Below are 17522 nucleotides of genomic sequence, written 5' to 3'. Positions count from 1 at the left end.
GTACGCATCAATCACTATTTTGGCCGTACCTGCCCACGCCGACCACGCTCTTCTACCGGTGCCGGAGGTTCCGCGTCTGTTGCCTGCCGGGCCTGTGCGTCATCGATCAGAAATTGGGTCGCACGCACCCCCCACACCGCGAGGAGTGAGACGCTGAAGAGCAGGAACGGGACGACCAGCACCAGGCTGCTGACAAACAAGATAAAGCCCATCAAGAGCATGGTGATCAGTGTATAGATGGGGCGACTGACGATCAAGATCAGAGCGTTGCGGGCAATCTGGCGGAGCGAAGGCTGTTCCAGTAACACCATCATTGGGAAAGCATAGATGATGATTGCCGACCAGAGCATGAACAGGTAGAGAAAAAAGCCGATCAGGAGTCCACCAAGCAGACCAGGTACGCCGGCGTAGAAGGCCAGATTCCATAAAATCAGGGCTAGACCTGCCATCCAGATACCGTATAAACGCCACGCCGGAAGCGCATACGTCCGCATACCGGCGAAGAAATCGGTTAATTTGCTGGCCCGGCCTTCGGTAATTCGCTTGCTCAGCGCGTACAGACCTCCAAATGCCGGTGCTGCCGGTAAGACGCCAACCAGTGCCGCCGCTGCTGCGGGGAGGGCAGCGTTGCTCACCATTGCAACGTAGGCAATACTGAAGAGTGGTACACTCAGCGCGGCCCAGATGATGTTGGCAAACGTGAGCAGCAGAAATTCATCAAACAGGTCGCGTAGTGCCTGCCAGAAGACGCGAAACGGTGCGGTGATATTGGCTGAATTGATTATTTGGCGCTGACTCATAGCTTGTGTATTATAGCTGAAGTTTGCGGTATCTGCTCTCGCCAATGTACGGGCGCCTGTAGCCACCGGCCTGTCTATAAGCGTTTGCCAGGACGGATACGCCCGTGATTCGGTCACTCCCACCAGAAAAAAGCACCCGGCTTTATACAACCCGTTGTCGATCCCGGCGCATAATACGACGCCGGCAGTTGTCACGAACTACGGTGCATCTTCGGCCCACAAGACCACGACCCGTTGATCGTCAATCGCAAACAGGCCGTGATCGAGTGGGGCATCACTCAGTGAGCGCCAGCCAACTACCTCGTTGCCCTGAATGTCGTAGATCGCAAAATCGCCACTTACTGCGCCGTTGGTGAAATAGCGCGCCTGTGGCCCCAGTAACGCCAGTACTCTGCCGGCCAGGTCGGCGGCCTGAGCCTGGGGCACGACCTCGTCGGGGTAGGCTAGGTCGTGGGCGATGAGGTTGGTAGCGATCTTTATTGCGATCCGGCGCGGCACTTCGATCCAGTGCTGCCCAAGGGGCTGGAAGTCGAGTTCGCGAGCCGCCGCATCGAGTGCGTCGCGTGGATCGGTCGAGGGTTGGTGCAGGCGAAATACTGCTCCGGTGAGGGGATAGCTCTGGGCACGGGCAGTTTCGATGGCAATCCATAGTCCCTCAATCGCAGGATCGGTCTCCAGGGTCAGTATTGGTTGTGACATAATGCCTCACTTCGCTTGCTAGGTTTCATACGTGCTATGATACCGCGAGTCCACGATCATCACGTGCAATTTAATCGTCGCCGATCACAGCCTGCGAACAGTAAATAACGCATACAGTGGTATGATGGAGAGAAGTGGGGAATAACCGAACAGCGTTGAAGCTGGCGATGTTCGCATTAGAGGAGATTGTTGTGCATGAATAACCCGATGATCACCACGATTGACCAGTTATGTGCCAATGCTATTCGCGCGCTGGCGATTGATGCCGTTCAGCAAGCTAACAGCGGCCATCCCGGTATGCCACTTGGGATGGCCGATGCTGCATACGTGCTCTGGACGCGCTTTCTGAAGCATAATCCGAGCGATCCACACTGGCCGAACCGGGATCGCTTTGTCCTGTCAGCCGGTCACGGTTCGATGTTACTCTACGCCCTGCTCCACCTTACCGGTTACGATGTGTCGCTGGATGACCTGAAGCAATTTCGGCAATGGGGGAGTCGCACACCCGGCCATCCTGAGTATCACGAAACGCCGGGGGTTGAGATGACGACCGGCCCGCTCGGTCAGGGGATTGCGACGGCGGTCGGGATGGCAATTGCCGAGCGCTGGCTGGCGACCAGATTTAATCGGGTAGGGTTTCCGGTCGTTGACCACTACACCTACGTCATTGCCAGCGATGGTGATCTGATGGAGGGCATTTCCCACGAGGCGGCCAGTCTGGCCGGCCATTTACGGCTGGGGAAACTGATCGTCTTGTACGATAGCAACGATATTTCGCTGGTGGGGCCAACCCGCCTGGCCTGGAGCGAACAGGTTGCTGATCGGTTTGCCGCTTACGGCTGGCAGGTGTTGTACGCCGATGGGCACAATATGTCTTCGGTAGCGCTGGCCCTGGCCGAAGCGATTGTCGATGGTGAACGACCTTCCCTGATCATTACCCGCACCGTAATAGGGTATGCCAGTCCACGGGCCGGCAGCCATAAGGCCCACGGTGAGCCGCTTGGCGTCGAAGGCGTGAAATTGACCAAAGAGGCGTTAGGCTGGCCGCAGGAACCGGCTTTCTACGTGCCCGATGAGGTCTACGAACATATGCAGATGGCGGTCGAAGTTGGTGAGACCCGCCAGCGTGAATGGGAGGCGATGTTTCGGCGGTATCGAGCGTCGTACCCCGATCTGGCCGCGCAGTGGGATTTGATGCAGCAGGGCGGTTTACCGACAGGCTGGGAACAGGCCATCCCGACCTTTGCCCCCGATCCGAAAGCTAAAGGTACCCGTGTCGCGTCGGGAGCCGTGTTGCAGGCACTCGCTCCGATCATCCCCGGTCTGCTGGGAGGTTCAGCCGATCTGCACACCTCGGACTTTACCTATCTGGAAGGACTGGGTTCGATCAACGGTGAGGATTTCAGTGCGCGCAACCTGCATTTCGGTGTGCGGGAGCACGCGATGGGTGCCATTCTCAACGGTATGGCGCTGCACGGTGGGATTATTCCTTACGGCGGCACCTTTCTCGTGTTCAGCGACTACATGCGCCCGGCCATCCGGCTGGCGGCCTTGATGCGGTTACGAGTGATTTACGTCTTTACGCACGACAGTATCGGTGTTGGCGAAGATGGGCCGACCCACCAGCCGGTAGAGCATCTGCTGGCACTGCGGGCCATTCCCAACCTGCTGGTTGTGCGACCGGGTGATGCCAATGAGGTGGCAATGGCCTGGCGTCTGGCACTGCAACGGAGCGATGGCCCAACCGCGATCATCCTCTCCCGGCAGAACGTGCCGACACTTGACCGGACGCAGCTTGGTGCCGCCGATGGCACCCTGCGCGGTGGCTACGTGCTGCGTGATGCGGACGCGGCTCAGGCGTTGATCATTGCGACCGGTTCGGAAGTGGCGCTGGCCCTGGCAGCCGCCGATCATCTGGCCGGGGAAGGCATTGCCACGCGCGTTGTCAGTATGCCTTGTCGCGAACTGTTTGATCAACAAGATGCCGCCTACCGTGATCGGGTGCTGCCACCGCAGATCAGAGCGCGGGTGGCCGTAGAGGCAGGGCGCTCAATCGGCTGGGAGCGCTATGTTGGCTGTGCAGGCGCGATTATCGGGGTGGATCGCTTCGGTGCCTCTGCGCCATTCCAGCGCATTTACACCGAATTCGGTCTGACCGTCGAGCGGGTTGTGGCGGCGGTGAAAGATCAGCTCGTGCGGCACGAATAGGGTTGGCGTCACTAAGTGACTCACGGGTGGTGACATGAAGGCAACTGGATGTAGTTGCCTTCATGTTGCTCTGGGATTGAGCCTATACCTGTTGGAGAACACTACCAGCGCTCGTTGCGCGGCCAGAGTGCCCACACAATCGCCGCTGCTGCGGCCCACCAGGCCCGGTTGGCTTCCCGTTCCAGACCACGAGTGCGGAGCTGCACGCCACCGAGGAACAGGCCGGTTGCGAGCATTCCCCCCATCAAGCGGTCAGTCGCCCGCTCAACCCGTTTCATACTGCGTTCAAGCCGGCTCAGATCGGAACGGGTCTGCAATTCGCCCCGATTTGCCGCCCGGTAGTAGGCATCCATCTGCCGTGGTAGCCCGATCAGTATCTGACCAAGTTCAGTTAGCTCTTGCTGCAACTTCTCAACCCAATTGCCATTGCGTTGTTCTTGAGCCAGCATCGCTCGTGCGAATGGTCGTAGCTCATGGAACAGATTGATGTCAGGGCAAATCTCAGTGGCGAGACCGGCAACCATGCTCAACGCCCGCCCCAAATAGAGCAGGTCTTGGGGAATCTGAAAAGGCAGATCGTAAATTAAATCCTTCGTCTCGGCCATAATCGCCTCGACATCGAGGTTGGTCAGCTCGCGCACGGTGCGGTTGAACGAGTAGCGCAACATCGTCTCGATAGCCGTCTTGATTGCCCGCCGGTCGGCACCGGGCAGGATCATATTGAGTTGTTCGAGACAGTTCAGAATCCGGTCGGCGTCGTTGGTTGCCAGACCCAACACACCCTGCCGCATAATCTCCATCGTTTGCGGTGGCAGACGACCAACCATGCCGAAATCGACAAAGATGAGCGTGAAGGGTGTGCCGGCTGGCACTTCATCTGGAGGAGTGTCAATCGGCAGCCCGGCCTCAACCGCATCCATCGAGAGGTGGCCATTACGACTAACCGATGTTACCGGTGGTGATGGCTGAACGGGCGCCAGCGCAGTTTCTACCCGCACGAAGAGATTGCCGGGATGCGGATCAGCGTGGAAGAAGCCGTCAATGAAAAACTGTTTCAGGTAGCAATTGTTCAAACGGGCAGCCAGCTCAACCCGACTGACACCCAACTGATCGAGGGTATGCAGGTCGGTGATCTTAATCCCGTTGATCCGTTCCATCACCAACACACGCCGGGTCGTTAACTCGAAGATCGGTTCGGGAATGTAAATCCCCGGATGGTTAGCAAAGTTCTGGCGGAACGTCGCTGCCGAACGCGCCTCTTGCACATAGTCCAATTCCTGCACGAGCACACGGGCAAATTCGGCCAGCAACGCTTCCAGGTCGGCACGCCGGCGAATGGGCGGATAGTTTTTGATCAGGCGCACGACCCAGGTCACTGCGCTCAGATCGACCTCGACAATCTTATCTATCCAGGGGCGTTGCACCTTTACCGCCACCTCACGGCCATCGTGCAACACGGCATAGTGCACCTGTCCTAGCGATGCGGCGGCGACACAATCGGTCTCAAAGCTGCGAAAGATCTCGCTGGGTGGCGCACCGAGTTCCTCTAAAATCACCTCCAGCACGTGGCCGGCGGGTGCGGGGGGCACTTCATCCTGGAGACCGGTCAACTCGCGGCGCACGACATCGGGAATAATATCGGCCCGCGATGAGAGGAATTGACCGAGCTTGATCTGCATGCCCCCAAGCTCAACCGCCATCATACGGAAGCGGCGAGCAATAGACACCCAGCGCCGCAACATGGTGCGCTGAACATACCAGCGGAAGATGGCAAAGCGGGCAAGAAAAATATCCCAGATGTAGATGTGAATGACAACGCCAAGAAAAAACGACGAGACCCGTAAGAAGCGCTCGCGCGGACGGAAGCGCGGTGGTTCGGTTGGCCGTGGAACGGCGTTGGTGGTATCAGTTACCTGTACAGAGATTGGTTCACGCATAATATCCTGCCAGTATTCCTATTACTGATTATACCAGAGGCGAAACTCAATCTCACGACCGATCCGCAACGAATTGATCGGCGACTACCATAACAACGGGTGCGTAATGACGTTTGGATCCGACTTAGACAGGTACGGTATCACTGATACTATGACGATAGATAGTCTTCGCTTGTTAACTGATAGTGCTGCCAGTTTATGGCGACGTCTCAGTCAATTTGGTTCACCCGATCTGCTTGGTCGCCGAACCCCATTTGACGAATGGCTGGCGACCGTCAAACCCGGCCTCTCATCCGCCGACGAACAGGCCATCCGCCGCGATTATCGCCGCCTCACCCTTCTTCTCACCGAACTCGAAATCCTTACCCGCTCGCGTGAACAGGCACTGGCACTGATTTTGGAGACCGTCCAGCAATCTCTTCCTGCCGAACAGGCCGGAGAGAAGTCGGCAACACCTGAGACCGACGTGAACTGAGTCGATGCCTTTATATCAAGTCTTGACCGGTACCGTGTGTCATTCAGGTTGTCAGAACCGCGCACGCTGTAATGAGTCGCTGGTGGTGCGAAACAGGCGCACGGAAATGGTTCGCGGGCAGTTTCAGGTGCAACACCAGTGTCATGGAGGTGAGCAGGTGAGGGTGGTGCTAAGCAGTACACTGCGAAACGCCCCCCCTCACCCGCCCCCGCTGGACTATGCATTACCCACATGTCACGCTGCGTCAGGCCGGACTGCAAGCGCTCCCTGTGGAGCGGGCTGGAAGCCTGCGTGGAGGCATCCTCGCCACCGCCGGCAGATGCTGACCGTGGCCGCTGGGGCGCAGGCACGAATCTCGTGCAACATAACCGTCTACGCGCAGGGATTGCATTCATGTCTGACCGACTCGCTGATCGGCACGAGCACATTCAGCAATCTCGTGACCAGGATGGGTAATGGTATGCCACGCACCGAATCGCGAGCACGGCTGGCGCGGCAGCATGGCTGCCGCACGCCACACCGCGCGACACGGGTAATGGTGGTCGGCAACGGTATCGACACTGAAACGTGAACCCACTGTGCGCAGAGCTGCGGGGTAACCGCTGCGACCTCCACGTGATCGCAAGCACGGCTGGCGCGGCAGCCAAGCTGCCGCACTCCAAACTACGCGACACACACATGACGAGCGGGTATGGTAATCCATCCAGCACGTGTTGGCACGGCTGGAGTGGCGCACTGTCACCGGGCCAGTCGCCCACAACAGCATCCATGGCGATCATGCCCGCTGGTGCACCCGTGGTTGACACCAGGTATGGGTAATGCATAGCGCTGGGGGCGGGAACTGACAGTACAGGATGGGTCCCGCTTATGCGCACCGGTTCAGGGTGGCAAGACGGGAGACGCAGGCACGGTGGGTTCTTGCCGGTGGGGAGCGCGCCGGAGGTGTGCGCTCCCAGTGTGCGCCTCACGAGGAAGTGTTACCGATGGGGAGCGCGCCGGAGGTGCGCGCTCCCAGTGTGCGCCTCACGAGGAAATGTTGCCGGTGGGGAGCGCGCCGGAGGCGCACGCTCCCAGTCTGCGCCTCACGAGGAAGTGTTGCCGGTGATGAGCGCGCCGGAGGCGCGCGCTCCCAGTCTGCGCCTCACGAGGAAGTGTTGCCGGTGATGAGCGCGCCGGAGGCGCGCGCTCCCAGTCTGCGCCTTACGAGGAAGCGTTGCCGGTGATGAGCGCGCCGGAGGCGCGCGCTCCCAGCGCGTGCGCACCACGAGGAAGCGTTGCAGTGCACGACGTGAGGGTGAGGCTCGATAGCGGACTATGACGTTTATTGAACCAGATTTGATATTTCTGTGATCAAAGAACATCCAGCCTTGCTGCTGTAAGCGAGGCTGGATGCTGGCATAACTGCGTCCGGCGGCTGTCAGACGGTACCTGACGATTACGGCACCGGCGATAGAGTAACCCGAATTGGGCCAAAGGTTGCTGTCGGTGTCGGTGGTGGTGGCGTGATACACATATACTCAGCCACAATGAGTTCACGTTCGCGTTCGCGGACAATGATCTCGTGTTCACCGGTTCGCTCGGTACCGATCCGCAACACGATACGGAATGCGCCTGTTCGATCACTCGCTCCGCCCCCGACCGGTCGCTCATCGAAGAGTACCAGCAATGCGGTTTGCGGGCGAGCGGTACCCGTCAATTCAATTAGATCACCCGGTGCGCAACGTAGCATCTCCTGACTCAGTGGAGTGGCGGTAAAGGTAGCCGTTGGCAAAACTGTGGGTGGGGTCTGGGTAGGAAGCGCCGGTACGGTCGGTGCTGCGGTTATACCGGTTGGCGTAGAGGTGGCAGTAGACGTGGCGCCGGTGGTCGGTGTGGTCGCTGCGGTTGTCGCGGTAAAGGTTGAGGTCGGGGTCGCCGTCGCAGCTTGCTGGTTTGATTGGCCTTGAGCTGTTCTTGTGAGTAACGATCTAACGGTTGCAGTGCGTTTCTGCGCAACTGCTGTTTGGGTTTGACTACACTCATTTGGCCCTACATATGTACAATCAACTGGCGGTTCATAACACCCCGGATACAGCGGTTGTTCGTCACAGCTCGGTTGAGCCAGCGACATATTTGGTGGCGTGGATAGCGCCAACCAGACTGTGAAAACCAGCCCGATCACTACAATGCTTAGTGGCCAGAAGTAGCGTGACCGTGCCATGAACGTCCTCTGCCTGCAAGGGTTACCATTGTCCGACCCGCTCGATCACCTGGGCAAAGGTCTCGAAGCGCTGAGAGCCGACAATGACTTCCGTACCAATCCGAAACACCGGGCGAGCATAGACCCCTTCTTCAATTGCCGCGGCGTAATCGGCCTGAACCTGCGCCTGATACGTATGTGAGTCAAGACAGGTAGTAAAAGCATCCCTTGGAATACCAAGACCAGCAGCCAGATCGATCACCGTCTCGCGAGTGTTGAAGTAGAGTTGATTATACCGCGCATAAATCTCACGGCGCAACTCCCAGAAATACCCAAAATCGGATGCACATTCACTTGCCTCGGCCAGTATCTGCGAACGTTCCCCCAATTGCAGCAAGTGCCGATACACCAGCCGCATCTGACCGGTAGCCACAAATGCTTCAATCAGGCGTGGTTCAACATCGAGGGTATGGATGGCGCAAGAGGTACAGAGAAAATCTGAATAGATAACCATCGTTACCGGCGCATCCGGTCTACCGAGGTAGTGATACCCCTCTGGGGTACGACCACGCGGCAGATCGGGAAAATAGCCAGCCACGACCGGCGTGCTATCGGCTGTCGTTGGGGTTGATGTTGGGGCACGGGTAGGCACCGGTGATGGAGTCGCCGTCGGCGACATAGCCGCCGGAGCACTACAGGCTGTTAGTAAAACGATGAATGATAAGATAAGACGACGTACCATTGAACAGTAACTTCCACTTGTGTTAACCATCGTGAGCACTCTACCACACGTTTCAACAATAAAGCAAAAAAATGAGATGCACGTGAGAAAGGGCGACCGGTTGGTCGCCCTTTCTCACGATAGGTTATCAATAAACTATCCCAATTGGTTCAACTTCGTTTGTAAGAGATGGTTTGACGGCTCAACCAGAATTGAACCATCGGGAAAAACAATGGTTGGCACACTCTGATTGCCATTATTGACCTTGATCACAAATTCAGCCGCAGCCGGATCGTGTTCAATATTGATGTAGGTGTACGGTACGCCGTGCTGATCAAGCACGCGCTGGGCACGACGGCAATCAGGGCACCAGTTGGTACCGTAGACAACAATGGATTGCGTGGTCATACACTCCTCTCGTCGCAACAACAATGAAGCCGCACAATGCGGCTTCATCTTTGAGTATACCAGTTTTTCTAACCTTAGAGGATGCCTGCTCGATGACAACATGTGTAACCGTCAGGCAGCCTCTGGCAACGTCATATTACGCTGCAACCGATTCCTCTTGTGGTACCTGCTTGACAATCTCGATCTCAATCTCAATTGTCACTTCCTCACCGACCAGCACCCCACCGGTCTCCAGCGCCACATTCCAGGTCAAGCCCCAGTCTTTGCGATTGATCTTCGTGGTAGCGCTGAAACCGGCGCTGATCGTCCCCCAGGGCGACTTGGACTGACCATTGTATTCGACATCGAGGGTGACCTCGCGGGAAACGCCACGAATGGTCAGATCACCGATAATGCGACCGTGACTCTCGTCAATCACCTCAACTCGCTTGCTGACAAAGGTCAGCGTTGGGTAGTTGGCGACATCGAGAAAATCAGGCGACATCAAATGCCCGTCACGCCGTTCGTCACGAGTATCGATGCTGCTGGCATCAATCGTGACCTGCACCTTCGAGTTAGTCGGGTTCTGCTCATCGAAATCAACCGTGCCGTCGAAACGGGTAAAACGGCCACGGACTTTGGAGATCATCATATGGCGAACGGAAAACGTAATTGTTGAATGGGAAGCGTCGATTACCCAGGTCATAGAGACATACTCCTGTCAAACTACAATGCTTTACGCCATGCAGCATAACCTGCCGGCGTAGACAACAGCGTGAACAGGAGCGTGAACGTTGATCTACTCATCGGTTCATCGCGCTTCCCCGGTGTATGCCCCAAAACGACGATGGTCTAATCGAGTGCCGGCACAATCTCGTACCGGTACTGAATGTCAACGGTTGCGCCTAGCATCCGCCAGACCGGGCAGTAACGCTCGCGGGACAGCTCAATCGCCCGTTCGAGGGCAGCCGGATCAACCTCGCCGGAACAGCGATACACCAGTTCAATGTTCGTGTACGGTTTGGGGTACTCATCACCCCGCACACCCTGCGCTTTGACCTCAAGACCGGTAACCGGCTGCCGCTTCTTGCGCAGAATGCTAATCACATCCATTGCCGAACAGCCAGCCAGCGCCATCAACACCGTCTCCATCGGTGAAGGCCCCGCCAGATCGGTATTACCTTCGTGGGGACTGTCGAGTTCGATGGCCCGCCCTGAATCAGCTACAGCGGTAAAGTGGAGACCTTCACGCAGGCGAACACTGGCATGAATTACTGTACCCATACACATCCTCTCGCTATCAACAACGGCATGGATGGTCAGTCAATAAGACTATTGACTTTACCATGTTTAGTATAGCACTCCGGGTTATAATGCAAAAAGAGCAGGCCAAATGGCCGTGGGAGAAGACAGCCTATGGACTACGACTATATCATTGTCGGCGCAGGGGCCGCCGGTCTCAGCCTGGCCTATCACCTTGGGCAGAGTGCTTTAGCCGATCAAACAATTCTTATCATCGACCCCAATCATACTCGTCAAAATGACCGCACATGGTGCTTCTGGGAAGTGGGTGACGGCCCATTTGAAGCCGTGGTCTCACGCCGCTGGGAGCATCTCTGGCTCTACGACAAACACTGGTCGGCGCGTATGGCAATTGCGCCGTACCGCTATAAGTTGATTCAGGGCATCGATTTTTATCAGTTTGTCGATCACTGGCTGGCACAGCGGCCAAATATTACCCGCCTTCAGGGTAGCGTGGATCGTCTGGTTGAGTTGCCGGAGGGCGTGGCTGCTGTCGTTGGTGGCAGGCAATATACGGCGCGTTATGCCTTTAATAGCGTGTATCGGCCAGTCCCAACGCCACCGGGCTACCACACCTGGCTGCAACACTTCAAGGGATGGGTTATCAAGACGCCACAACCGGTATTTGATGCCGAAGCGGCAACCTTTATGGATTTTCGGATTCCCCAGGCCGGTGATGTTCGGTTTGGCTATGTCTTGCCATTCGACACCTGTACAGCTCTGGTGGAATACACGATCTTCTCGCCGCAACTGGTCAGTCAGACCGAGTATGAGATCGGGTTACAGCGCTATATTGCCGAACAACTGGGGATCGACCGCTACGAGATCACCCACGTTGAATATGGGGTCATCCCGATGAGTGATGTACCATTGCCGCTTCGCCCCAGCCCCCACGTGCTCAATATTGGCACGGCAGGTGGGATGAGCAAACCATCCACGGGTTACACCTTCCAGCGTATTCAACGCCAGACGCGGCAAATCGTGGCCAGTTTGACGAAAGAGGGTCACCCCTTCTACCGCCAGCCTTTGTTCAATCGCCACGCTCTGATGGACAGCATCCTGTTGAACGTGCTCGATGCGGGTCGTACACCTGGTCATCGCTTCTTTGCCAACCTCTTCCGCCACAATCCAATCCAGCGTGTACTCCGCTTTCTCGATGAAGAGACCACGATTGCCGAAGACATCGCACTGATGTCTACCGTGGAAATGATGCCGTTTGCCATTGCCGCCCTCGCCGTGTTCTGGGGGCGGATGAGCAGCCTGGGGCGCCGCGAGTGGGAGATGGGGTGATGGTCTAAAGGGCGCACGACGACAGATGTCTCTAATCGCGAACGTCTGTCGTGTTGCCTATTCGGGATACTGCTCCCGCCGCAAGCGACGCAATTCTTCCTCAAGCTCGCGAATACGCGCTTCAATAGCAGCACGTGCCTCGGCGTCGCGGCGTGCCTGTTCTGCGGCCTGGCGCCGTGCCTCGGCGTCGCGGCGTGCCTGTTCTGCAGCCTGGCGCCGTGCCTCGGCGTCGCGGCGTGCCTGTTCTGCAGCCTGGCGCCGTGCTTGAGCCTCTTTGAGCTGTTGCACCAACGTGGTGTAATCAGGGAGTGCGCCTTTGACGTCGTCGTAGCAGACGACACGACCGTCCTTCACACCCAGCCAGAGGTGTGCAATTTCCAGATAGACGCGCCCCAGGTTATCCGGTGGCTGCAACTGGTATTGATTGTTTACCAACCGGTAGTCGAGCAGGCGGAGCTGTCGTGGCTCGTTCTGCGATACTGAGTCCACGATAACGTATTGTTGTACTCCAGCCCGTGCATAATGCTCAACTTTTCGCACAAGCTCGATCTCGCGCGTATGGGGTGAGGTGATTTCAATAATTAACGCTGGACGGTGCCCTTCCTTCGCAACATCGAATGCGTTCAAGTCTTCGTAGCGTTTGGTGATGCCGGGAATAACCATCACGTCTGGACTATGCGGTCGCAGACCGGGGACATCCCACACCACCCGCAAACTACTAAACACAATAGCCTGTCCGGTTGTTTCAAGCCGTGCCTTCAACACCTGAGTGAGATAGCTCCTGTCAGTAAAATGCATTGCAGTATTGACAACAAAATCGCCTATTTCCGGGTGAAGGACATCTTCAAGGGTGAGCGGCACCTGGTCGAAGTTGTCTGGATCGTCGGGTGTAGGACGACGAACAAAACGCCAGCCGTAGTAATATGGATCGTCATGCGGAAACTGTGGTGTCGGTTCGGGTGTATTTTGCGACATTGCGATACCTCCCTGGTCATATGTGGGTATCGTACCATGCTGCGCATACTGGTTGTCGTCTGCAAGGTAAAGCCAGGGTCAATCAACCATACAAGGCCATCCTATATGACCGGGCAAACGATACGTTCGTGATGTACACGACCTGATGATAGAGCAAACTGGTGAGATAGATGCCTGGCCGGTGGACGGTAAAGAAGAAAACGGGTGCGCAGTGTTATGCGCTGCGCACCCGTGATGAACGTGTATACTCTGTCGCTAGAGCTGGGACCTCTTACTCACCTTCCCAGGGCAACACAGACGACGGTAAAACGCTCTAAAATCTGGTTCGCTCCGTCAAGACTTACGGATGACTCTCCCGCACATCAATCACCTTAGCAACCACCGGGGTAACCACCTCACGCACCTGATCAACCGTCATCCCGCTCACCTTAAACGTCACTTCCGACATTGAGGCAGTTTCACCAGAGAAGGTACCGAGGGCGATGATATTGCCACCGCTATTCGCAATCGCCGCCGTCAACTTTGCCAGCCCGCCTGGTTCGTCAACCATCGACACCGTAGCCCGCACACCAGGATTGCGCGCACCCATCAATTCAAGAAAGATTTTGAACAGATCAGTCTCGGTAATAATTCCAACCAGCTCATTTCCCTTCATCACCGGCAACCCACCGATACGGCGGTCGGCCATAATCCGGGCAGCCTCTTCGATTGGGGTATCAACGGTTACGGTATAGACATCGCGTGTCATTACCCGTTCGACGGTCAGCTTACTCAGCAGATAGTTCAATTCCCACACACTCAATGTAGTGGCCGGCGACGGTGAAGCGTTGATCAGGTCTTTCAGCGAGACGATACCCACCAGACGGCCATGCGAGACGACCGGTGCCCGCCGGATGTGTTCGGTACGCATAAGATGCATTGCGTCGTGGATCGATGTTTCTGGAGTTACAGTAATCGGGGGATGCGACATTCGCTCGCCAACAAACATACAGGCACCTCCCTGCTGCCTCATCGCGAACAGCGCCTTCGCTGCTCTCTATGCTCAACTATACCATGCTCTCTGCCGGTGGGAAGTAAATGAGTAACAACGTTCACGAGAATGTTGTTACTCATATTCCGTATTTCGATAAAGATGTTGTGGAGATACCAATACCGGAGGCACGTTTAGAAGCGGACAGACAATCTGCCAGATAACACTTTGGGCAGCATCAGATACCCTTGGAGGCGAGTTGGGAACCCGCCTACCGGAGCGGAGGGGCGACGCTGTATCGCCAACAACCATAGTATTCGACCAGATATTCTGTTCACCCTTGCGCAAAGGCATGAGCAGGTTGATAGAGAAATATTTAGGCCCATTCTGCTGAAAGCACTTCCGCCTGTTCCAATACAGTCTGCGTAGCTTTCTCCTGCTTGTCTGGTGGATAGCCGTGCTTGCGAAGAATGCGCTTAACCAATCTGCGTAGATTCGCCCGTACATCTTCCCGCTGTGCCCAATCAATACTGATACTGTTACGCACGGTCTCGACGAGTTCACGGGCAATGGTGCGTAGAGTCTGATCACCCAACACAGCCACAGCACTATCATTTGTTTCAAGCGCATCGTAAAACGCCAGCTCCTCCTCCGAAAGGCCCAATACTTCACCCCGCCGGTCGGCTTCACGCATTTCCTTCGCCAAAGTTATCAATTCTTCGATCACCTGTGCTGCTTCGATTGCACGATTCTGGTAACGGTGAAGGGCTTGCTGTAACAGTTCAGCGAATGAGCGTGCCTGAACGATATTTTTGTGGCTACGCCTCTTAATTTCACCGTTAAGCAGTTTCTGAAGAACTTCAACTGCCAGATTCTTGTGCGGCATACCACGCACTTCAGCCAGGAATTCATCGGAGAGGATGGAGATATCCGGCTTTTTCAGCCCTGCCGCAGCAAAAATATCCTCCACGCCTTCAGGCGCAATTACCTGCGCAATAATCCTCCGAATGGCATGATCTAGCTGCTCTTCAGTTCTTACATCGCCGGGTGCGCGTTTGGTCAGCGCCGCAGAGAGCGCCTGAAAAAATGCCACATCATCACGAATCTCAAGCGCTTTTTCATGCGGCACTGCAAGGGCAAAGGCTTTTGTCAAATCACGCACCGCCTGAACAAATCGTTCCTTTCCTTTCACGCGTGCCAGCACGTGTTCTTGAGCTGCAGGTAAAAGTCCAATGCGTGCATGTGCATCACCACTTGCCCAATCCGACCAATCGAAGCCGTGCAGGATTCCACAGCAGATTTCGTACTTCTCTTGCATCAACGCAACAGTCTCTTCCTGGTCAATAGTGGTTTTACCAGTACCACCGCTTTCAGTGTAAACCGCCAGTGCAGCCTTCAATTCGTGGGCAAGGCCCAGATAGTCCACCACCAGACCACCCGGCTTATCGCGAAAGACGCGATTGACCCTGGCAATTGCCTGCATTAACCCGTGGCCGCGCATCGGCTTGTCCAGGTACATCGTGTGTAGACTCGGACAATCAAATCCGGTGAGCCACATATCACGCACGATGACCAATTTAAGCGGATCGTTCGGATCACGAAAGCGCTTCGCCAGCAGTTCGCGGCGTTGTTTATTGCGAATATGCGGCTGCCAGTCTACCGGGTCGGAGGCAGAACCGGTCATCACTACCTTTATTACACCTTTGTCGTCGTCTTCGTGATGCCAGTTGGGACGAAGAGTGCAAATGATGTTATACAGCTCAACACAGATGCGCCGGCTCATGCAGACAACCATGCCTTTACCTTCGATTGCCTCCAGTCTCCGCTCAAAATGCTCGATAATATCGTTGGCAATCAGTCTCAGCCGTTGTTCAGTGCCGACAATGGATTCAAGCTGCGCCCATTTGGTTTTGAGCTTTTCTTTACGCTCAACTTCCTCACCTTCTGTAATCTCCTCAAACTCATCGTCAATCTTTGGCTTGAGTTCGTCAGGAAGATCGAGTTTTGCTAGCCGTGCCTCATAATAAATCGATACGGTCGCACCATCTTCCACCGCACGCTGAATATCATAGATTGAGATGTAATCTCCAAAAACTGCTCGTGTATCGGCATCCGCCTTCTCAATCGGCGTGCCAGTGAAACCAATAAAGGATGCCTGAGGTAGTGCATCGCGCATATGGCGGGCAAAACCGTCAATGAAGTCGTACTGGCTGCGGTGTGCCTCGTCAGTGATCACGACGATGTTCCGACGGTTGGACAATACTGGATGACGGTCGCCCTTCTCTTCGGGTAGAAATTTCTGAATAGTGGTAAAAACGATACCGCCTGACTGCACGCTTAGGAGCTGGCGTAGGTGTACACGACTTTCAGCTTGCACGGGCGGCTGGCGCAGTAAATCCTGACAGCGTGAGAAGGTGTTGAAGAGCTGGTCGTCAAGATCATTACGGTCGGTAAGCACAACGATGGTAGGGTTCTCCATAGCTGGTTTGCGAATGATGCACCCCGCGTAGAACACCATCGTCAGGCTCTTTCCCGAACCTTGCGTGTGCCAGACAACACCGATACGTCGATCACCAGGCTTACCGCCAGGTTCGCGTCCTGCTTCATAGACGCCACCCGACTCCGCCATACGGTTGGATGAAACAACTGCGCTGGCGCGTAGGGTTTCCTTCACCGCTACCAGTACAGCATGAAACTGGTGGTAACCAGCCATCTTCTTCACTAACCGTCCACTACCATCGTCCTCAAACACGATAAAGTCACGTATGAGAGTAAGAAAGCGATTTTTCTCGAACACACCCTTGAGCACAACCTCTAGCTGTGGTACACCAACATCCTCTACCTGCATGCCGGAGATGGTGCGCCAGGGTTTAAACCACTCGCGACCAGCACCCAGTGTGCCAATGCGCGCTTCGAGACCATCAGAGATAACTAACGTCTCGTTGAAGACAAACAAGGATGGGATCTCTACCTGGTAGGTTTGCAATTGCTGGAATGCACTCCAGATGGTTGCGTGCTCGTCGGCTGCGTTTTTGAGTTCGATGATCGCGAGGGGCAGACCGTTGACGAACAGCACCACGTCGGCGCGGCGGTTGTGCTTGTTCTCCTCAATGCTAAACTGGTTCACCGCCAGCCAGTTGTTGTTGGCGGGGTCGTCGAAATCTATCACACGCACCTGTGTGCCGCGAATACCGCCGTCGGGATGACGGTATTCCACCGTCACGCCGTTCGCCAGCATGAGGTGAACGACGCGGTTGCGCTGGAGAAGATCAGCCCCTTCGGGTTGAGTCAGTTTGCGGAAGGCGTCGTCCAGCGCCTCGGTTGGCAGGTCGGGGTTGAGACGTGCAAGAGCGTCGCGCAGGCGCTGCTCGAGCACGACCTCGCCGTAGTTTTGACGTTCGGCTGCCGACATGCCAGGAGCGATACCAGGACCGTGCGCGACCTGCCAACCCAGCGATTTCAACCAGTCAAGGGCGACGGTCTCGATGTTTGATTCGGTCAAATGCGCCATACGTCCTCCGGGGATTGGAACGACACACGTGTCGTCCCTAGATTGTGCGTTGCCGTTCAGGGTCGGAG

Annotated in this window: 14 protein-coding genes; 3 read left to right on the top strand and 11 right to left on the bottom strand. The window is 56.0% G+C overall.

Annotated elements, in window-relative coordinates:
* Nucleotides 1–14 precede the first annotated feature (14 nt).
* Nucleotides 15–800, bottom strand: a complete 786-nt coding sequence (locus CAUR_RS09565) for a YesL family protein (protein WP_012257700.1) — start codon at nucleotides 798–800, stop codon at nucleotides 15–17.
* Between the two features lie 198 nt (nucleotides 801–998).
* A complete protein-coding gene (locus CAUR_RS09560; protein ID WP_012257699.1) occupies nucleotides 999–1499 on the bottom strand; it encodes a hypothetical protein in 501 nt (166 codons plus the stop codon).
* A 195-nt stretch (nucleotides 1500–1694) separates the two neighbouring features.
* Between CAUR_RS09560 and tkt the strand changes: the two genes are divergently transcribed.
* A complete protein-coding gene (gene tkt, locus CAUR_RS09555) occupies nucleotides 1695–3707 on the top strand; it encodes a transketolase (protein WP_012257698.1) in 2013 nt (670 codons plus the stop codon).
* Nucleotides 3708–3808: 101 nt separating this feature from the next.
* On the opposite strand, the gene CAUR_RS09550 is transcribed toward tkt, so the two are convergent.
* Nucleotides 3809–5644 carry an ABC1 kinase family protein gene (locus CAUR_RS09550; RefSeq protein ID WP_012257697.1) on the bottom strand — a complete coding sequence of 612 codons (1836 nt, stop codon included), beginning with the start codon at nucleotides 5642–5644 and terminating at the stop codon, nucleotides 3809–3811.
* A gap of 151 nt (nucleotides 5645–5795) precedes the next feature.
* Between CAUR_RS09550 and CAUR_RS09545 the strand changes: the two genes are divergently transcribed.
* On the top strand, nucleotides 5796–6119 hold the full coding sequence (locus CAUR_RS09545) for a hypothetical protein (protein WP_242605115.1): 324 nt from the start codon (nucleotides 5796–5798) through the stop codon (nucleotides 6117–6119).
* A gap of 1435 nt (nucleotides 6120–7554) precedes the next feature.
* On the opposite strand, the gene CAUR_RS09540 is transcribed toward CAUR_RS09545, so the two are convergent.
* The 5 genes from CAUR_RS09540 to CAUR_RS09520 all read right to left on the bottom strand — a co-directional run bounded on the left by CAUR_RS09540 (nucleotide 7555) and on the right by CAUR_RS09520 (nucleotide 10690).
* On the bottom strand, nucleotides 7555–8319 hold the full coding sequence (locus tag CAUR_RS09540) for a hypothetical protein (protein ID WP_012257695.1): 765 nt from the start codon (nucleotides 8317–8319) through the stop codon (nucleotides 7555–7557).
* A 22-nt stretch (nucleotides 8320–8341) separates the two neighbouring features.
* On the bottom strand, nucleotides 8342–9040 hold the full coding sequence (locus CAUR_RS09535; RefSeq protein ID WP_015909127.1) for an Rcas_1661 family thioredoxin-like (seleno)lipoprotein: 699 nt from the start codon (nucleotides 9038–9040) through the stop codon (nucleotides 8342–8344).
* A gap of 135 nt (nucleotides 9041–9175) precedes the next feature.
* Nucleotides 9176–9427, bottom strand: a complete 252-nt coding sequence (locus tag CAUR_RS09530; protein WP_012257693.1) for a mycoredoxin — start codon at nucleotides 9425–9427, stop codon at nucleotides 9176–9178.
* A 136-nt stretch (nucleotides 9428–9563) separates the two neighbouring features.
* Nucleotides 9564–10112, bottom strand: a complete 549-nt coding sequence (locus tag CAUR_RS09525; RefSeq protein WP_012257692.1) for a YceI family protein — start codon at nucleotides 10110–10112, stop codon at nucleotides 9564–9566.
* A 146-nt stretch (nucleotides 10113–10258) separates the two neighbouring features.
* Nucleotides 10259–10690, bottom strand: a complete 432-nt coding sequence (locus tag CAUR_RS09520) for an OsmC family protein (protein WP_012257691.1) — start codon at nucleotides 10688–10690, stop codon at nucleotides 10259–10261.
* 132 nt (nucleotides 10691–10822) lie between these two features.
* On the opposite strand from CAUR_RS09520, the gene CAUR_RS09515 reads away from it, so the two are divergent.
* Complete coding sequence (locus CAUR_RS09515; protein WP_012257690.1) at nucleotides 10823–11998, top strand: lycopene cyclase family protein; 1176 nt, start codon at nucleotides 10823–10825, stop codon at nucleotides 11996–11998.
* A 57-nt stretch (nucleotides 11999–12055) separates the two neighbouring features.
* On the opposite strand, the gene CAUR_RS09510 is transcribed toward CAUR_RS09515, so the two are convergent.
* The 3 genes from CAUR_RS09510 to CAUR_RS09500 form a co-directional block, all read right to left on the bottom strand.
* Nucleotides 12056–12973, bottom strand: a complete 918-nt coding sequence (locus tag CAUR_RS09510; protein ID WP_012257689.1) for a Uma2 family endonuclease — start codon at nucleotides 12971–12973, stop codon at nucleotides 12056–12058.
* 340 nt (nucleotides 12974–13313) lie between these two features.
* Nucleotides 13314–13961, bottom strand: coding sequence for a CBS and ACT domain-containing protein (locus tag CAUR_RS09505; protein WP_012257688.1), 648 nt, complete (start codon nucleotides 13959–13961; stop codon nucleotides 13314–13316).
* Nucleotides 13962–14319: 358 nt separating this feature from the next.
* A complete protein-coding gene (locus CAUR_RS09500) occupies nucleotides 14320–17454 on the bottom strand; it encodes a type I restriction endonuclease subunit R (RefSeq protein WP_012257687.1) in 3135 nt (1044 codons plus the stop codon).
* Between the last annotated feature and the right edge of the window lie 68 nt (nucleotides 17455–17522).

It is taken from the genome of Chloroflexus aurantiacus J-10-fl, assembly GCF_000018865.1.
GTDB classification, from domain to species: Bacteria; Chloroflexota; Chloroflexia; order Chloroflexales; family Chloroflexaceae; genus Chloroflexus; species Chloroflexus aurantiacus.
This window is presented reverse-complemented; position numbering and strand designations above follow the sequence as displayed.